The organism is Magnetospirillum sp. UT-4, assembly GCF_902729435.1.
GTDB lineage: Bacteria > Pseudomonadota > Alphaproteobacteria > Rhodospirillales > Magnetospirillaceae > Magnetospirillum.
Genome location: NZ_CACVCG010000034.1, coordinates 1 through 14,921, shown reverse-complemented (window position 1 = coordinate 14,921; position 14,921 = coordinate 1). Strand labels below are relative to the sequence as shown.

The 14,921-nt window shown below is 61.0% G+C and carries 12 protein-coding genes and 3 pseudogenes; 3 read left to right on the top strand and 12 right to left on the bottom strand.

Annotation, left to right across the window (positions count from 1 at the left end):
- Positions 1-40: 40 nt before the first annotated feature.
- The 3 genes from MTBUT4_RS02815 to MTBUT4_RS19410 form a co-directional block, all read right to left on the bottom strand.
- Complete coding sequence (locus MTBUT4_RS02815) at positions 41-334, bottom strand: transposase (protein ID WP_254434711.1); 294 nt, start codon at positions 332-334, stop codon at positions 41-43.
- 118 nt (positions 335-452) lie between these two features.
- A complete protein-coding gene (locus MTBUT4_RS19870) occupies positions 453-638 on the bottom strand; it encodes a tyrosine-type recombinase/integrase (RefSeq protein WP_371737469.1) in 186 nt (61 codons plus the stop codon).
- Positions 584-1,192, bottom strand: a complete 609-nt coding sequence (locus tag MTBUT4_RS19410) for a hypothetical protein (protein ID WP_254434710.1) — start codon at positions 1,190-1,192, stop codon at positions 584-586. The genes MTBUT4_RS19870 and MTBUT4_RS19410 overlap by 55 nt, the downstream gene beginning before the upstream one ends.
- Positions 1,193-1,401: 209 nt before the next feature.
- On the opposite strand from MTBUT4_RS19410, the pseudogene MTBUT4_RS02805 reads away from it, so the two are divergent.
- From MTBUT4_RS02805 to MTBUT4_RS02795, 3 genes and pseudogenes are all read left to right on the top strand, one after another.
- A pseudogene (locus MTBUT4_RS02805) lies at positions 1,402-1,899 on the top strand (IS110 family transposase); the annotation flags it as partial.
- A 964-nt stretch (positions 1,900-2,863) separates the two neighbouring features.
- A complete protein-coding gene (locus MTBUT4_RS02800) occupies positions 2,864-3,790 on the top strand; it encodes an RNA polymerase sigma factor (RefSeq protein ID WP_254434709.1) in 927 nt (308 codons plus the stop codon).
- A 25-nt stretch (positions 3,791-3,815) separates the two neighbouring features.
- The gene (locus MTBUT4_RS02795; protein WP_173978145.1) at positions 3,816-4,499 is read left to right on the top strand and encodes a hypothetical protein; all 684 of its coding nucleotides are present in this window, start codon (positions 3,816-3,818) and stop codon (positions 4,497-4,499) included.
- A 218-nt stretch (positions 4,500-4,717) separates the two neighbouring features.
- Here the strand turns inward: MTBUT4_RS02795 and MTBUT4_RS19865 are convergent.
- From MTBUT4_RS19865 to MTBUT4_RS02755, 9 genes and pseudogenes are all read right to left on the bottom strand, one after another.
- Positions 4,718-4,855, bottom strand: a pseudogene (locus MTBUT4_RS19865) (IS3 family transposase); the annotation flags it as partial.
- A 12-nt stretch (positions 4,856-4,867) separates the two neighbouring features.
- A pseudogene (locus MTBUT4_RS19860) lies at positions 4,868-5,026 on the bottom strand (transposase); the annotation flags it as partial.
- A gap of 347 nt (positions 5,027-5,373) precedes the next feature.
- Positions 5,374-6,915 (bottom strand): caspase family protein, encoded by a 1,542-nt coding sequence (locus MTBUT4_RS02785; RefSeq protein WP_173978143.1) that lies wholly within the window; start codon positions 6,913-6,915, stop codon positions 5,374-5,376.
- Positions 6,916-6,932: 17 nt separating this feature from the next.
- Positions 6,933-8,618 carry a caspase family protein gene (locus MTBUT4_RS02780; RefSeq protein WP_173978142.1) on the bottom strand — a complete coding sequence of 562 codons (1,686 nt, stop codon included), beginning with the start codon at positions 8,616-8,618 and terminating at the stop codon, positions 6,933-6,935.
- Positions 8,612-10,006, bottom strand: coding sequence for an ankyrin repeat domain-containing protein (locus tag MTBUT4_RS02775; RefSeq protein WP_254434716.1), 1,395 nt, complete (start codon positions 10,004-10,006; stop codon positions 8,612-8,614). The genes MTBUT4_RS02780 and MTBUT4_RS02775 overlap by 7 nt, the downstream gene beginning before the upstream one ends.
- A 296-nt stretch (positions 10,007-10,302) precedes the next feature.
- Complete coding sequence (locus MTBUT4_RS02770; protein WP_173978140.1) at positions 10,303-11,985, bottom strand: caspase family protein; 1,683 nt, start codon at positions 11,983-11,985, stop codon at positions 10,303-10,305.
- Positions 11,986-12,870: 885 nt separating this feature from the next.
- The gene (locus tag MTBUT4_RS02765; RefSeq protein ID WP_173978139.1) at positions 12,871-13,386 is read right to left on the bottom strand and encodes a hypothetical protein; all 516 of its coding nucleotides are present in this window, start codon (positions 13,384-13,386) and stop codon (positions 12,871-12,873) included.
- A gap of 147 nt (positions 13,387-13,533) precedes the next feature.
- Complete coding sequence (locus MTBUT4_RS02760) at positions 13,534-13,941, bottom strand: hypothetical protein (RefSeq protein ID WP_173978138.1); 408 nt, start codon at positions 13,939-13,941, stop codon at positions 13,534-13,536.
- 290 nt (positions 13,942-14,231) lie between these two features.
- Positions 14,232-14,921 (bottom strand): caspase family protein (locus tag MTBUT4_RS02755; RefSeq protein ID WP_173978137.1); only part of this gene is annotated, 690 nt, incomplete at its 5' end.

The window sequence follows — 14,921 nt, the reverse complement described above, 5'->3', positions numbered from 1 at the left end:
AACGCGGTGCGCCGCTCGGCCCCTAGAGTATCCGTGTTGATCAAGCGGTTTTTGGCATCCATGGACGCCCTGCCTTGAGCAGGGCGTTTGCCAAGACGATGAGCTTTCGCATGATTGCGGTGATGGCGACCTTGGGCGGCTTCCCGGCTGCGACGAGCTGGGTGTATTTGGCCTTCAGGTCCGGATTGAAACGCATGGCGACCAAGGCGGGCATGTAGAGGGCTTGCCGGACGTTGGCGCGGCCGCCACGGATGAATGCCTTTCCGGTCCACCGCCCCGACTGTCTCGCGACGGGCGCCAGGCCGGAGAGGCTGGCCGCTTGTCCGGGCTCCATGGTTCCCAATTCGGGAGGCGGGGGCGGAAAAGAGGACCTTTGAATTAAGTGCAGTGTCACCGTAACCCCTCGTTTTTCCTATGACGACCTGTTAGTTAAACCTAAGCACATACTTCAGTCATAGCCCCGCAGTCAGCAACCCAAGCCTCGGAAACCCCTTCCGGATCGTCTCTGCCACGTAGGACGGCGCCAAGTGGGCGTAGTGCTTTTCCACCATGCGGGTATCGCTGTGGCCGAGCTGAGCGGCGATCACCACCAGCGGCGTGCCGCGCATCGCCAAGTGTGACGCGTGGGTGTGGCGCAAGGCGTGGAAGGTGACCGACGGGACGATGCCGGCGGCAGCGCATGCCTCGCGAAGCGGGCGGCACTGAGGCGCGTTGCACTGGTCGTGAGCGGACGCTTTACGAAACCGGATGCCGCGCGGCTGACGCGGGGCTGCATGATGAGATTGACGGTCGCTCCGGCGAAGTTGTTGATCGTTCCATGGTTGTTTTCCACCATGACCGCCCCGTCTCCAGCCTTTTGGACACGTCTTGGCGGTTCGCCATCAAGATGCTTGATCAACGCGAAACATTCTTTCGCCAAAGTCCAGAGATCGCTAGGGGATGGCATTCCGCCCATCGCGGAAACCACCACAGCGGAGGCCTCGGCAATCCGGTAATAAAACTCGATTTCATGTGAGCCCTGCTTGAACGCTTTTACGCTCACCTTGGTCTGAGAGTTTTTCCCGTAGACGCCATCTCCCAGGGCACGGGTGAAGTCGGAAAACGAACGAATGGCTTCGGCTACCGCGTAGGCATCCATTTCGCCATCAGACGCGGCGGCACCGTCATATTTTAGAATAATGCGCCCTTCCATGGGGCCCCCCTTGCAAGCTTCGCTCCCTTAAGTTGCCACACCGAGCGCTGGGCTCAAAGATCGATGCAAAGGTGATGGGATTGACCGCCAAAGAAAGGCAGACCAGAATTACGGTGATGAATTACGGTGATGGGGTGGACGGCCCCTGCTCCCCGGCGTCGCAATGCGCCACAGTGGTCGTTGGAAACTGACCATAGAGGGGGCCGTCCATGGACAAGGTTATCACGATCGGTTTGGACATCGCCAAGAACGTCTTCCAGGTGCACGGGATCGACGCGGAAGGAGCGGTGGTGGTGCGGCGTCAGCTCCGCCGGGCGGAATTGCTGAAGTTCTTCGCCAAGATTTCGCCATGCCTGGTGGGACTTGAGGCTTGCGCCACCTCGCATTACTGGGCGCGGCAGATCGCGGTGCTGGGCCATGAGGTCCGGCTTTTGCCGCCGGCGCACGTCAAACCCTACGTGAAGCTTGGCAAGAAGAACGACGCGGCGGACGCGGCGGCAATCTGCGAGGCGGTAACCAGGCCGCACATGCAGTTCGTGGCGGTGAAGACCGCCGACCAACAGGCGGCATTGATGCTGCACCGGGCTCGCGATCTGCTGGTAGGGCAGCGGACCATGCTGATCTGCGCCATCCGCGCCCATCTGGCCGAGTTCGGCATCATCGCCGCCCAGGGCAAGGGCTCGTTCGCCGGCCTGGTGGCGCGGCTGGATTTCCTTCCGGTCCCTGTCACATTTGCCCGACATCTCCGAGAAAAATGGGTAGGTCGGCCGTGTCGGCGCCCATCCATGCAGTGGGTACTGCAACTAATGGCTACCGGCGCAGAACCGGCACGCATTCGTGGCGTTGCGGTGTGCAATTGTGGCGATAACGCCCGACATCGACACGCTGTTGCGACAACGGCACTTCATTGGCACGTGTTGCCACAAACACAGCCCGATAGCGCGACCATAGCGGCGTTTTACGGCACAACCTCGTCACTAAATTCCATTCCGTAGGTCTACGCCCACCTACATTTCTCCACTTGATACGAAAACCGGCACATAGGGGGCAAGACGGGGCGATGTTGTGCCGATGTGGTGTCGTCTTGGTCCGATACGACACCAAAACGCCCCATGTGCGCGCGAATTGGGACCGAACTCATGCTGTTGTTGTACCTGGGGGAAGCCGGTGCCTTCCGGGGGCGTGTCCCCGGACGTTCTCTAATCGCGCCTGTCAAGCCCTCTCGCATACGTCACCGCCGGGCTCATGGTTCTCTACGTGGTCGGGGTCACCGCCACAGCATGGCCTTGGATGGCTGGAGCGGGTCAATGTGGTGTGGTGTCCGCGTTGGTCCCGCGATTGTGGCGGGGACAGCATCGGAGGGAACGACCTCGCTCTGGCCTTCGTCCCGGCGGGGACGAACTCGTCGGGTGCGGAGCGCCCCCGATAATCTATGCGGCTGTGGCAGACCCGGGCCGGCGCCCCACTCCCTCCGCCAAAATCAAGGAGCCTTGACCCACAACCATGTCCTCATTCAACCTAGTTGGCGGCCGGCAGGCGAAAGGCGTCGCACATCAAAGCTGCGCGCCTTCGTCTGGAACGGGCGCACGTCTTCGCGCGGAATAGCCGCGTGCAATCATCAGCGGAATGCGAAGCTGAGTTGTGTCCGCACCCCAACGTGGTTCTCCAGCCATGCCCAAGGACCGTCCTGCCGTAGACCTCGAATTAGTCCGTCTGGTGCTTACAGATGCCACGCAGGCATGGGCGGGGTTCGTGCAGCGCGTGGCTGATACGACTTGGACGGCATGTTCAATCGCTTGCTGCGAGGAACCTGAGGCAAGGGAAGCGTTTACAGCCGTTTTCGATGCATTGCGCGCGGATGGGTTTCGTTGCCTTCGGCAATACGACGGCACCGGTTCGATCAACACTTTTGTCGCCTTGCATGCGCGCGAATTTCTCGCGGAACGGCTGATGCGAAGAATTTCAGAAGGCAGGCATAAGGAGGCGTGGGCTGCCTTCGAACATTTCTTCCGCCGTGATATCGACAGGATACTTCGACGTCGGATGCCGGGTCCGGAGTTTGACGAAATCAGACGGGACGCCTACCAGGAAATCTGCCTGGCTTTGGTTGCCGATGGCTTCAAGCGTATCAAGTCGTATTCCGGCTCGGGAAGCTTCACGGGCTTCATCCTACAAGCGGTAGACCGGCTCGCCATCGACCACATCCGGCGCACCGCGTCCCGACGGAAGAAGTCTGGCGTGACAGGTACAGCGGATGGGCCGCGGAGCGCAATGGTCAGCGTTCCCATTGACGGCGCTACCGATATCGCTTCGGGGGAAGGAACCGCGGAAGACCTGATGATCGAAAAGGAAAACGAGCTGACGCTGGAGGCTGCTGCGCAAGCCCTGAGGGAGGCAAGCTGCGCACTTACCGATGCGGAACAGCTTTATATGCGCATTGCCCTCGGTTCCGGCGAGCCTCTCCCTGCACGAGAGGTGGCAAGATTGATGGGGCGACCGGTGGAAGAGATATACAAACTCAAGCAACGTGTCATGGGGCGCCTCCGTGACGCCCTCGAACGAAATCCTGCCGTCAAACTTTGGCGGGCATCCGTCTAATGTGGTGGAAGGGAGAGACGCCCCCGTGACCGACACACCGCATTCGCTGATCGAGCGGCTGATGGCCGAGGAAAGCAGGGCAGACGAGGGTCGTATCCGGCTGGTCGCGGAGTTGTCGGCCCGTGTCGGCGGTGACGGACGGCCGTCGGAGGCCACGCCAAAGATGATGGCCGCCAGACTGGACGGGCACTCCGACAAGGAACGGCAAGGCGAAGCCGACGCCGTGTTCGCTGCCTCCCCCGAAGCACTGCATGACCTTGCTTCCGTCGCCGCGTACCTGGAGGCCGTCGATGCGGAGAGGACGGCGGCTCCTGCCGATCTGGTCAACGCCGCCATCGGCTCGGCCCAGCCTCGACAGGCAGCCATGCCAACGTCTCGGGGATCATGGCTACGCTGGCAACTGGTTGGCGCCGGCATCGGCTTGGCTCTGGCGGCCCTCGCCGCCGTCCTGATCATGGGCCGTCAGGCAGGCCCCGTCGATCCGAAGGCTCCGCTGATCGCGAAGCCGGAGGCCCCGGCCGAGCCTCCGAAGGTGGCCCAGCCTAAGGCCAAGGAGCCACCGGCCATGGTGCCCGCAGGGTCCGAGGATGTCGTCCCGACCAGGAAGCAGCTTCCGAAGCCTGCGGGGGCCGAAGAGGCCGCTCCTGCCGCTAGGCAGGGTGCCCCGACGCTTTCCCCCGAGTCACCAGACGTGATGCCGGGCCGCTGAACTACCAGACAACCAGCGGGTCCGCAGCGGCTCCGACCATCTGTGGCGTTTGTGACCGCCCCTGCATGGCCGCCAACGAAGGCACATGCCTACCGAGGAAATCGTGGAGTTCGGCGTCGGTGATTCGTCGGTCGCCGTCGCCGTCCGCCTCGCCTTGCAGCCCCCGCATTAGGAAATACGAAAACAGCCCGTGCTTTGCCGCAGGCAAAGTCGATGACACCTGGTCGTTCGCCGATGCAGAGTGGATCGTCACGCCCTTTGGTGCTGTACAGCCGCAGCAGCTTCTTGTGGTTCATCACCACGCCCTCCCTGAAAAGCAACAGCCCGAGGCGCCGGTAGCCGAACCGGCGGCGCTCCGCACCGGTCAGCACCTCCCGCCGCCATGCATACAGCAGGCTGGCCGACACCCCGCGACCGCGGGCCACCGACGCAACCGAACCGCCGGGCGCCAATGTCGCCAGAACCAACTGGCGTTTCTCGTCATTCGTCCAGCGACGACGGCGCTCCACCGACGTCAGAATCTCCATAGTCTTTGGCATAGGCATAAGGACCTCCTTACGCCTATCTCCTCGCCGATCCGAGCAGCGGCCACAAGGCAGCCGTCAGGGGACGCTTACAGATGAGCGGCTACCATCTCCGGAAGAAAGGCGACCCGCCGCTGCCTGAATTCGACATCGTCGCCGCCATCGTTATCGTTAAGTGAACTGTATTGGGGCTAGCAGCCATCACCAATACGCATCGGCGACGAGATCCTGAAGGCAAGTGGCGCTCCTGTGCAGGCCCTCAGGTTGGCCGAGAGAATGACCACAATGATGGTCGGTCGCATTTCCGGCATCCCTCCCTGCGAGGCAGCAGTCGACTCATCCTGATACCCTTAACGAGGTAAAGTTCTGATGTAGGCCAGCAGGTGTGCCGCTCCTCCCTGGTTGAATGAATGATTTGTCTCACCAGGTTGCCCGAAGACAATTTTATGCAGCAAGGCAGCAGGGTAATCCGCCGCCATTCCCAACGGCAAGGCGCCTGGAAGCTGCTTTCCATCTTCACCGTGGCAACTGACACACTCAGAAAGGTACCGCGCCTTCCCAAGCTCGGCACGTCCTCGCGCTATGTTCTGCTGCAAATCGATGAAAAGTGACATGTCAATTTGGCCGTGCGATATGAAAGCTGCGAGGTCCAACAAATCCGAGTCAGAGATTCGGTTTATGGGATAGGAGTGCGGGGCCGAACGCAGAATTCTCACTATCTCTTGCTCGCTCATGCCTTTCGCATTCACAACTCCCTGAAAACCGACAGCCCTTTCTCCGGTATAGTCCCAACCATGGCAAGCAGGGCACCTCCATGAATTTTTGGGAGCTTTACCTGATAACGGGTAGGCAGGATGTGGGTCGTTAGGGCGAGAGACGGCTAGTTCTTTGTACCAATTGTCGTAGAGGCGACCACCTCGCATCACGCGTTCATTTGTTATCGCGGTGGAAGTCGTTGAATTCCCGCCAGATGGCGTGCCTCGAACAGCAACCTGAGGTTCAGCGTCGTTCGGGAGTCTAGGGCGCTCGACAGCCGATCTGTTTGGAAGGGACACAAGTATCGTGTCCTGCATAGCGTAGAGTGATGCGACTTGAATTCGTCCGTGTTCGCGTCGCGCAGCGTAGGTCATCACATCATCCAAGTATGCCTTGACCTCGAACGCCGTCACCTTGCCATCAGCGTTCCCATAAGGCATCGCATCAGCTCTTCCGTAAAGGCCATCCAGGAGATGCTCCGTAAAGAGCCCGTGATGGTTCTTTTCGTCCCAGCTGGCGATTTGGTCAGTTTGGCCGGCCGTTAGTGCGATAAGGCCGGGGGTGGCAACTGGGGCCTTCGGAACAATGTGGATGGCTGAGGCTGAGGCAACGAGGGAGCCTTTGGGTGTGGCGCCGGAGAAGCACGCGTCAATGAATAGAATTCGGGATTTGGCGTCAATCTTGGCCAGATTGTCCATCAGCAGATCGATTGGATAACCGTTAATCTCTGGCCTGGACGGATCCGCGTCCGTCGGCAATAGATAGCCCTTGCGGTCTTTCATGCCGGGCGCTCCATGACCAGAGAAGTAAACCACGATGTCGGACTGTCCCGCCTTAACGAACTGCCACAACTTGCCCTGGAATGTGCGTGAGTTTCCAAGAACAGATTCTAACTGGGATTGGGTGGCGTCGCGTAGATCGATGACGTTGTCAGTGCGATACCCCAGCACCTCGACCAAATAGCGCTTCATGGCGTCCGCGTCGCGATGGGCGTACTCCACTGCCGGGATTTGGTCGCTGGCATAGATTCGATTGCCGATGATGACTGCCACGGAATGCGCGTTAACGATCGTGTCAGCACTGGCACCGCCAGAAGCCAGCAGGACGAGCATTACAGCGAGGAGCCTGTTCAGCATGATCCGTTCCCCTCAAGTTACCAACTCGACACGATTTGGTCGCCGTCCCCGATCAGTTGAGGCGTCTGCACCCGCCCGAGCTTGGCGGCCTCGGGAGGCACCTTCTTTGCGAGGTATCCCGTGAGCTTGGCCGCAGTGATGGTCCGCCCGCCTCCGGCGGCGTCCCCTTCCAGCCCCTTCATCAGCCAATACGAAAAGAGGCCATGTCCGGCTGGGATGAGAGCGCTCGATAGCTGGTCGTTGGCGGCCGCCGAGATAATGGTGACGTTGGCGGGAACGCCTTGATCCTTCGCGGCGAGAAGAACCGGTCGTGCGGCGGCGACAAGGGTGCCCTTGCCGCGGGTGCCGCCGGAATAGCAGGCATCCAGGAACATCGTCGTGGACGACGCACCGGCCTCGGCAACGATGTCGATGATCTCCTTCCGCCTTAAGGCGCTTCTCGCAAGCAGGCTTGGGTCCCCGTCGTGCGGAACGAGATAGAGGTCCTTGCCGTCGTCCGAGGCCAATCCGTGGCCGGAGAAGAAAATGAAGACATCCGTCTGACCTCTAGCGATCAGCGGACGCATCCAGTTCAGCAGGGCCTTCTCGACATCGAGCTTCCGAGCCTCCGAACCGGTCAGGAGCCTGATGCGGTCCCGTGGGACGCCCAGCGAATTCACGGCGTAGTCGTAGAACAGCCGAGCATCCTTCTCCGCGAACTCGGCAGGAGGGGCGTTCTCGTACTTGTCGATCCCGATGATCAGGGCGATGGCGTTCGGGCGCGGCTTTGCGGAGACCTTGCTGGGATCGAGCTTGGCATAGCTCGCTTCGGCCTTCTCGATGCGGCGGACGACGGATACCTGGCGGGTCTCCACCGCACCGGACTTCCCGACGGCCACGATCCGGACGTCGCTGCCACCGACAGGGACATAAAGCCTCTTGCTGAACGCGCCGTTGGGCTGGATGGGCACGATCTCGCCGTCCACCGAGATTTCGGTCGCGTTCCGTGCGAAGCCCGAGATGACCGCCACCGTGTCCTTCGTCTCGATCTCCGAAGCGATCGACAAAGTCGGCCCCGACATGGCGGCGGCGACCGGCACCACTGACGGAGCCACAGGCCGACCGGCGTTGACCGGATGCGCGGCGAGTTCACGCTCCATATGCCGCCAAATCTTGGCCAGTCCGATCTTGGCAGCTTCCGGCGGGGGTGCCTTGGGCCACCTCACCCCCGAGATGCCCGGGGCGATCCGTTCCATATCGGCATCGAGGCTGATGGTCGACTGCCTGCTGTCGCCGGACACCACGACGGTGAAGTTCATCTGGTAGGCATCGGCCTTCAAGTAGAAGAGAGCGCTGGATAGGGGACCGATCTCCCGCTGGACGATGCGTCGCATCGCCGGGGAGTCCACAGCCTCGGCCTGTGCCCACTCCTCCTCGGTGAGCGGCTTGGGGCCGATGCCGACCGCCTTGACCGTTCCCGAGGTCTTGTCCTTCCTCAACACCGTCAGCCCGAGCGACTGGACGCCTCGGAGCATTGCTGCGAATGCTTCGTCCCGTCCCACACCGTAGGTCCTGCTTCCGTCCTGCTCGCGAAGCCGCTCCAGCTCTACCTGCCACTCCGCATCCATGGCGTAGGTGGCCCTGTTGATCTCGGGGGCGCTCACGCAAGCGCCGAGAGCCGACACCGCCAAGGCGGCTAGGATGGAGATGGATTTCCTTACCATGTCGCGATCACCTTGCTTCCGTCGCCCACAAGCTGGGGCGTCTGTGCCCGACCTTGCTTAGCCGCCTCGACGGAGACCTTGCCGGCGATGAAAGATTCCAATCCGCCGACAGTGATGCTCTTGCCTTCGGCGGCTGCCCCTTCCAATCCCTTCATCAGGAAGTACGAGAACAGTCCGTGCCGGACTGCGGGCAGCGAACTGGAAAGCTGGTCATTGGCGGCGGCCGCAAGGATGCTGACGTTCGGCGGGACACCTTCGTCCTTGCCCACGAGAACGACCGGCCGGGCCGACGCTACCAGGGTTTCCTTGCCTCTTGTGCCGCCCGAGTAGCAGGTGTCCAGGAATAAGGTCGCAGAGCGTGCCCCGGCTTCAACGATGATGTCGATGATTTCCTTGCGTCGCACTGCACTTCGGCTCAGCAAGGCACCATCCCCGTCGCTCGGAAGCAGGTAGAGATCCCGACCGTCGTCCGACGCAAGTCCGTGGCCCGAAAAAAAGATGAAGACGTCTGTTTTGCCTTTCACTACCTGTGGCTTCAGCCACGTTAGCAGCGCCTTGTCGATATCGATCCGACGAGCCTTATCGTCAATAAGGGGTGTAATCCGCTGAGGCGGAATGCCCAAAGCATTTACGGCGTAGTCATAGAACATTCGCGCGTCATTGGCTCCGTACTCGGCGGGTGGAGCCGATTCGTAACGTTCAATACCGATGATGAGCGCCAACGCATCGGGATGCGGCTTGCCGCGGACCTTATCGGGGTGCAGAGGTTCGTAGGCGGTGTCGGACTTCGACACGGCGGCGGTGCGGGTCACTTTCACGGTGGCCTCCGCCTTCCGCCCCCACTCGTCGATCGCCGCCAGCCTGAGTTCGCTGTCGCCGATCATGACCTGACGGCGGAAAGAGAAAATCCCGTCCGGGGCTACTGGAGCGTCACTTCCATCCACGGATAGAGAAACGATACGGCCACTACCTGCGATTTTTCCAGAAACCGCTACGGATTGGTCGGTGGTGGAGAGTGACGGCGGAACACTGAACGACGGAGGGATGTCGGACTTGGCCGAACTAACCGAAGGTGCCTCCGCCGGTTGAGATGACTGGAAGTTGGAGTTGGCTGAAGCCGCAGCACCAGTCTCTCTGGAAAGAGAATTTTCGGCTCCATGCAGCAGCTTCGCAATCTCAATATACCCTTTGCGGATCGCAACTGATTCAGCTTTCTCACCATAACGGTTCTTCTGCGTTACGTCTGCATTCGCATCGAGAAGAATACGAGTTGCCTGGGCATTTCCGACTTCCGCAGCGGCATGCAAGGGAGTCCATCCTTTGTCGTCTCTAGTATTTGGGTTCGCGCCATCCCGGAGAAGGCCACGCACGTAGTCTAGGTTTCCCATATAAATGCTTGTGAAAAGGAGCCCATTCTTGTCCGGCAGCGTTCTCTGTGGGCTGGGGCTATAGGGTACGGTAGGGTAGGCCTGGGCGGACGGCTCGGTGGCGGCCTTCGCCGCGGCCAGGACTGCGACACCGACGAGTCCCCCGATGCCGCCTGCCCCCGCGGCACCGTTCATGGCGTTCCCCCAGAAGTCGTCGTTCCGCTGCTTGCTGTTCTGCGAGCACGCCGCCAGGAGTGTTACGATGGCCAAAGCGAGGCCGCGTAGCGTCGAAGCTCCAGCCGAGGTGGTTGCTCCATTCACCATGTCGCGATCACCTTGCTTCCGTCGCCCACAAGCTGGGGCGTCTGTGCCCGACCTTGCTTAGCCGCCTCGACGGAGACCTTGCCGGCGATGAAAGATTCCAATCCGCCGACAGTGATGCTCTTGCCTTCGGCGGCTGCCCCTTCCAATCCCTTCATCAGGAAGTACGAGAACAGTCCGTGCCGGACTGCGGGCAGCGAACTGGAAAGCTGGTCATTGGCGGCGGCCGCAAGGATGCTGACGTTCGGCGGGACACCTTCGTCCTTGCCCACGAGAACGACCGGCCGGGCCGACGCTACCAGGGTTTCCTTGCCTCTTGTGCCGCCCGAGTAGCAGGTGTCCAGGAATAAGGTCGCAGAGCGTGCCCCGGCTTCAACGATGACGTCGATGACTTCCTTACGTCGCAAGGCACTTCGGTTCAGCAAGGCACCATCGCCGTCGCTCGGAAGCAGGTAAAGGTCTCGGCCGTCGTCCGATGCCAGCCCGTGCCCCGAATAGAATACGAAGACGTCCGTCTTTCCCTTCACCACTTGAGGCTTCAGCCACGTCAGCAGGGCCTTGTCGATGTTGATGCGGCGAGCTTTGTCGTCAGTGAGGAGCTTGATCCTCGACGGGGCGATCCCCAACGAGTTGACCGCATAATCGTAGAAGGCTCTCGCGTCACGCTCGGCAAACTCGGCCGGAGGTGCGGACTCGTATCGTTCGATGCCGATGATCAAGGCCAAGGCATCGGGCCTCAACTTGCCGCGGATCATATCAGGACGTAGAGGTTCGTAGGCAGTATCAGACTTCGACGCGGCGGCGGTGCGGGTCACCTTCACGGTGGCCTCGGCCTTCCGCCCCCACTCGTCGACCGCCCCCAGCCTGAGTTCGCTATGGCCGATCATGACCTGACGGCGGAAAGAGAAAATCCCGTCCGGGGCTACTGGAGCGTCACTTCCATCCACGGTTAGCGAAACGATGCGGCCACTACCTGCGACTTTTCCCGAAACCGCTACGGATTGGTCGGTGGTGGAGAGTGACGGCGGAACACTGAACGACGGAGGGATGTCGGACTTGGCCGACCTAACCGAAGGTGCCTGCGCCGGTTGAGGTGACTGGAAGTTGGAGTCGGCTGAAGCCGCGGCCTCGTTCAGTTTATCCAGACCTGCCAGAGGGGTGGCAGTGACCTGGGCGACCGACCTGCTGCTCTCCGTCAAGAAAGCAGAGTCGACAGCGGCTGCCTTTCGCCTTGACACAAGCTTGATGCCCTCCTCGTAGGACTGCATTTGGAGGAAATGTCCAAGAGGCGGAAGATTGACCCTGAACTCTGCGTTGAGAAAATGGATATCAGCGTTCTTCACGAAGATCGTCATGGGGCGGAAAGTGAACGCCTTCTCCGTTCCGATGCCAAGCGTCATCCCCGGATGGTCGCTCCACAACACCGTGATCGTGTGCTGGCCCTCGGGCACGTTGAGCTTTGCGTAGCGGTCGGTGTCCACCTCTGCCGCAAATTTGCCGTCGATGTAGATGGTGGTGGTGCCGCTGGAGATCAGGAGTCGGTCGCTCGACTGGGTGAAGAAAATCACCCCGCCATCCTTGGGTCTCTCGACCTGGTTTTCCTTGATGCCGGTGCCTTGTCCAGCACAGGACACAAGCATCACGACGGCAATGAAGGAGACCAATAGCCGATGAGGCATGGCACTGATTCCCCCGTTCATTTTTCGGCACATACGTACCATCCAAACCCCCGGTGGCGGTCGTTCATGGCTTTGGCTGCGGCCTCGCACGTCTGACGCGAGGAGAACTCGGCCGTCAGAGTAGCGGCCCCCGTACCGGGATGCGCAAGAAATGCCAGCAAGACCCAGGTAGCCATCCAGTTTCTCCAATTAGCATCGCGTAAGCTTCTACAATTGCATGCTCACCGGCACACCGTGCGCCATTCGTATTGCCCCGTGAACGGGTTTTGGACTTGAGCCGGCCGGCAGTTGTTGGTTCCGAGTGGAGGTACCGTCGGAGGCTGGATCGGCTGTATGGAGGGTGGCACGATGCCGCACACGGTCGGCGGGCAAATAGGCGGAATATCAAACACGTTTGAACACAGGGGTTGCATCTGGCCGTTCACGCAGCGGCAGACGCAATTTGCCGATGCCGAATTTGAGACAATGGCCATTAAGATTAGGGTGAGGACTGGCACAATAGCGGGATGCATTGCCTATATCCTTTACTGGTTAACGCGAACTTGTGAGCGTCCACGTTGCCACCACCTCCGGGCTCCCATGATGTCACCATGTCGAAATCACCCTGTTGCCGTCGCCGACGACCTGCGGGGTCTGGGAGCGGCCCAGCTGTGAGGTGACACTTGGTGTTGGGGGGAAACCGGGATAAGGCGGGATGGGGCGGGACATCGTGGGACAACGGCCATATGCCTAGGGTTCCGGGCGGCGGGGCGCTCCAAATCGGGGCGCCCTTCGTTTTTGGAGGGTAGTCCAAAAATCGGGCCGGCCGCCACATGGTGTTGGAGTGGGCGTGTGGGTAAGGGGCGGCCGCTTGAAAGGCTCTCAGAGCCATCTGAGAGCGGTTCGTCAGGGAAGCACCGACAGCGCCGGCAGGTCGCGAAACGCCTTCACGCCTTTCTGATTGACCGGCATCCCGCATAGAGCCTGCGAAACATCCTTGGCCGCGAAGAAGCCGGGGTTGGGACCGCCGCCAAGGGTATAGAAGAGATGATGGCCATCGGGCACGCCGTACTCTTCCGTCACCGGTATGTCCGTCCTGTCGGCCAGAGCGATCTCGACCTCGATCATATAGGTCCACCCCTTGGCCAACAGGTATTTGGCGAAGTCGGGGACCGGAGCGACCACGGCCGTCGCGGACTTCACATTTTCCCAATGTTTCGTCGTAAGAGGCTGGCAGCTCTCCGCGAAGGCGGTAATAGCTGCCTTGATTGATTCCGCAGGGACTGCGTCGGTTTTTACGTCCACGGTGAAGTTCACCTGCGGTCTCTTCTTGTCCGCCTGACTGTTGGTGAACATCGCCAACACTACGATTACGCCAAGAAATCCGAGGCTTCCGCGAACGAGCCATTTTTTCCAATCCATGGACCACTCCTATCGACAACGGCAAACCGGGAATAAAAAACCTGAATTGTGCCGCTCGGTTGTATGCATGTCCATCCGTCATATTGGCCGAAGGGCCGGGTGACATGTCTTTCGGGTAACCTCCGCGCGGGAGCGCCCTGACCACCCTCAGGCCAGGCGTTTGCTAGTGTCCTGGGCGGGTGAGCGGAGATCGCGGCGCAGCTGCTGGATCATCCCCTTCAGGCCGACCAGGCGCTCGGCCGGGTCGGGGTAGGCGGCGACCAGGTCGCCGTAGAGCCGGGCCTGCAGGCGGGCGATCTGGCGCTGGGCGATGCGGGCGTTCTCCTGGCGGTACATCTCGGCGATCTCCTCGCCGATGCGGGCCAGCAGCTCGTCGTCGATGGCGAGCGCGGTGATGTGGACACCATCGGCCGATGGCGCCGCGACGCCAATGGTGGTGCCGTGCGCGCCAATTGCCGCAGCAACGTCTCTGTGGTCAATAAGCCTTCCAACCAATTCCTGTGAGTATGACAACAGATTGTTCTCGGTGTCGGAAACGTCGACCGAACTACGCATGCCTCGAAGCAGCTGTAGCTTTCGGTCGATGAGCAAGCGCTCAATTTCTATGTCATTCGCGGAAATAATGACGCCATCAATGACGTAGTCCGACGTGGCGCCAACTGAATTTGCGAAGCACTTCAGCACACTTACCGGAACATCGTTTCCGGAAAAATACCGCTGGAGCTGCTTCCATGATCGCCCCGCGAGCTGGACGGATTTGTCCTTCCCGATTCTGCAGGCGACCAGCTCCAGGCGCCTACCAAGTTCGGCTTCCCAACTTGGAACCCACGTTCCAGGCTTGGCGCTCAGTTCCGACTTTGTGTAACCGTCTGAAACCAAAGGCATTTCCGCACCTCGACATCTTGGCCGGCCGCGCCGAACCTGGAACTACAAATCTGTCTTGCTACCGAGACAAATACCAGCTTCGCGGCCTCGGGAGGGATACGGGAGGAGAGGTAGCCCAGCAGGTCCGAGGCGGTGAGGCTTCGCCCACCGCCCGAAGCTTCCCCTTCAAGCCCACGCATCAGGTAGTAGCTGAACAGGCCGTGCCCGGTCGCCGGCAGGGTGCTGGAGAGCTGGTCGTTGGCCGCCGCAGTCAGGATCGTCACGTTCGCCGGCACGGCCTCCTCCTTGGCGGCCAGCAGGACGGGCCTCGCCGATGCCACCAGCGTCTCCCCGCTGCGGGTGCCGCCCGAGTAGCATGTGTCGAGGAACAGGGTCGCCGAGGCGGCCCCGGCGCCGACGATGGCGTCCACCAGCTCCTTGCGGCGGATGGCCGAACGGTCGAGGAGCGAGCGGTCGCCGTCGTACGGCAGCAGGAAGAGGTCCCGCCCGTCGTCCGAGGCCAGGCCATGCCCCGAGAAGAAGACGTAGACGTCCGACTTGCCGCCGGCCACGAGGGGCTTGAGCCAGGTCAGCAACGCCTTCTCGACGTCCAGCTTCCTTGCCTCGGCGCCGGTCAGCAACTTGATGCGATCCTTCGGCACGCCTAGCCC

What these genes read in the sequence shown, in the direction of transcription:
- MTBUT4_RS02760 (WP_173978138.1), bottom strand. Translation starts at nt 13,941, where the DNA reads ATGCGTAGTTCGGTCGACGTTTCCGACACCGAGAACAATCTGTTGTCA.
- MTBUT4_RS02815 (WP_254434711.1), bottom strand. Translation starts at nt 334, where the DNA reads ATGGAGCCCGGACAAGCGGCCAGCCTCTCCGGCCTGGCGCCCGTCGCG.
- MTBUT4_RS02770 (WP_173978140.1), bottom strand. Translation starts at nt 11,985, where the DNA reads ATGCCTCATCGGCTATTGGTCTCCTTCATTGCCGTCGTGATGCTTGTG.
- MTBUT4_RS02765 (WP_173978139.1), bottom strand. Translation starts at nt 13,386, where the DNA reads ATGGATTGGAAAAAATGGCTCGTTCGCGGAAGCCTCGGATTTCTTGGC.
- MTBUT4_RS02785 (WP_173978143.1), bottom strand. Translation starts at nt 6,915, where the DNA reads ATGCTGAACAGGCTCCTCGCTGTAATGCTCGTCCTGCTGGCTTCTGGC.
- MTBUT4_RS02775 (WP_254434716.1), bottom strand. Translation starts at nt 10,006, where the DNA reads ATGGGAAACCTAGACTACGTGCGTGGCCTTCTCCGGGATGGCGCGAAC.
- MTBUT4_RS19410 (WP_254434710.1), bottom strand. Translation starts at nt 1,192, where the DNA reads ATGGAAGGGCGCATTATTCTAAAATATGACGGTGCCGCCGCGTCTGAT.
- MTBUT4_RS02800 (WP_254434709.1), top strand. Translation starts at nt 2,864, where the DNA reads ATGCCCAAGGACCGTCCTGCCGTAGACCTCGAATTAGTCCGTCTGGTG.
- MTBUT4_RS02780 (WP_173978142.1), bottom strand. Translation starts at nt 8,618, where the DNA reads ATGGTAAGGAAATCCATCTCCATCCTAGCCGCCTTGGCGGTGTCGGCT.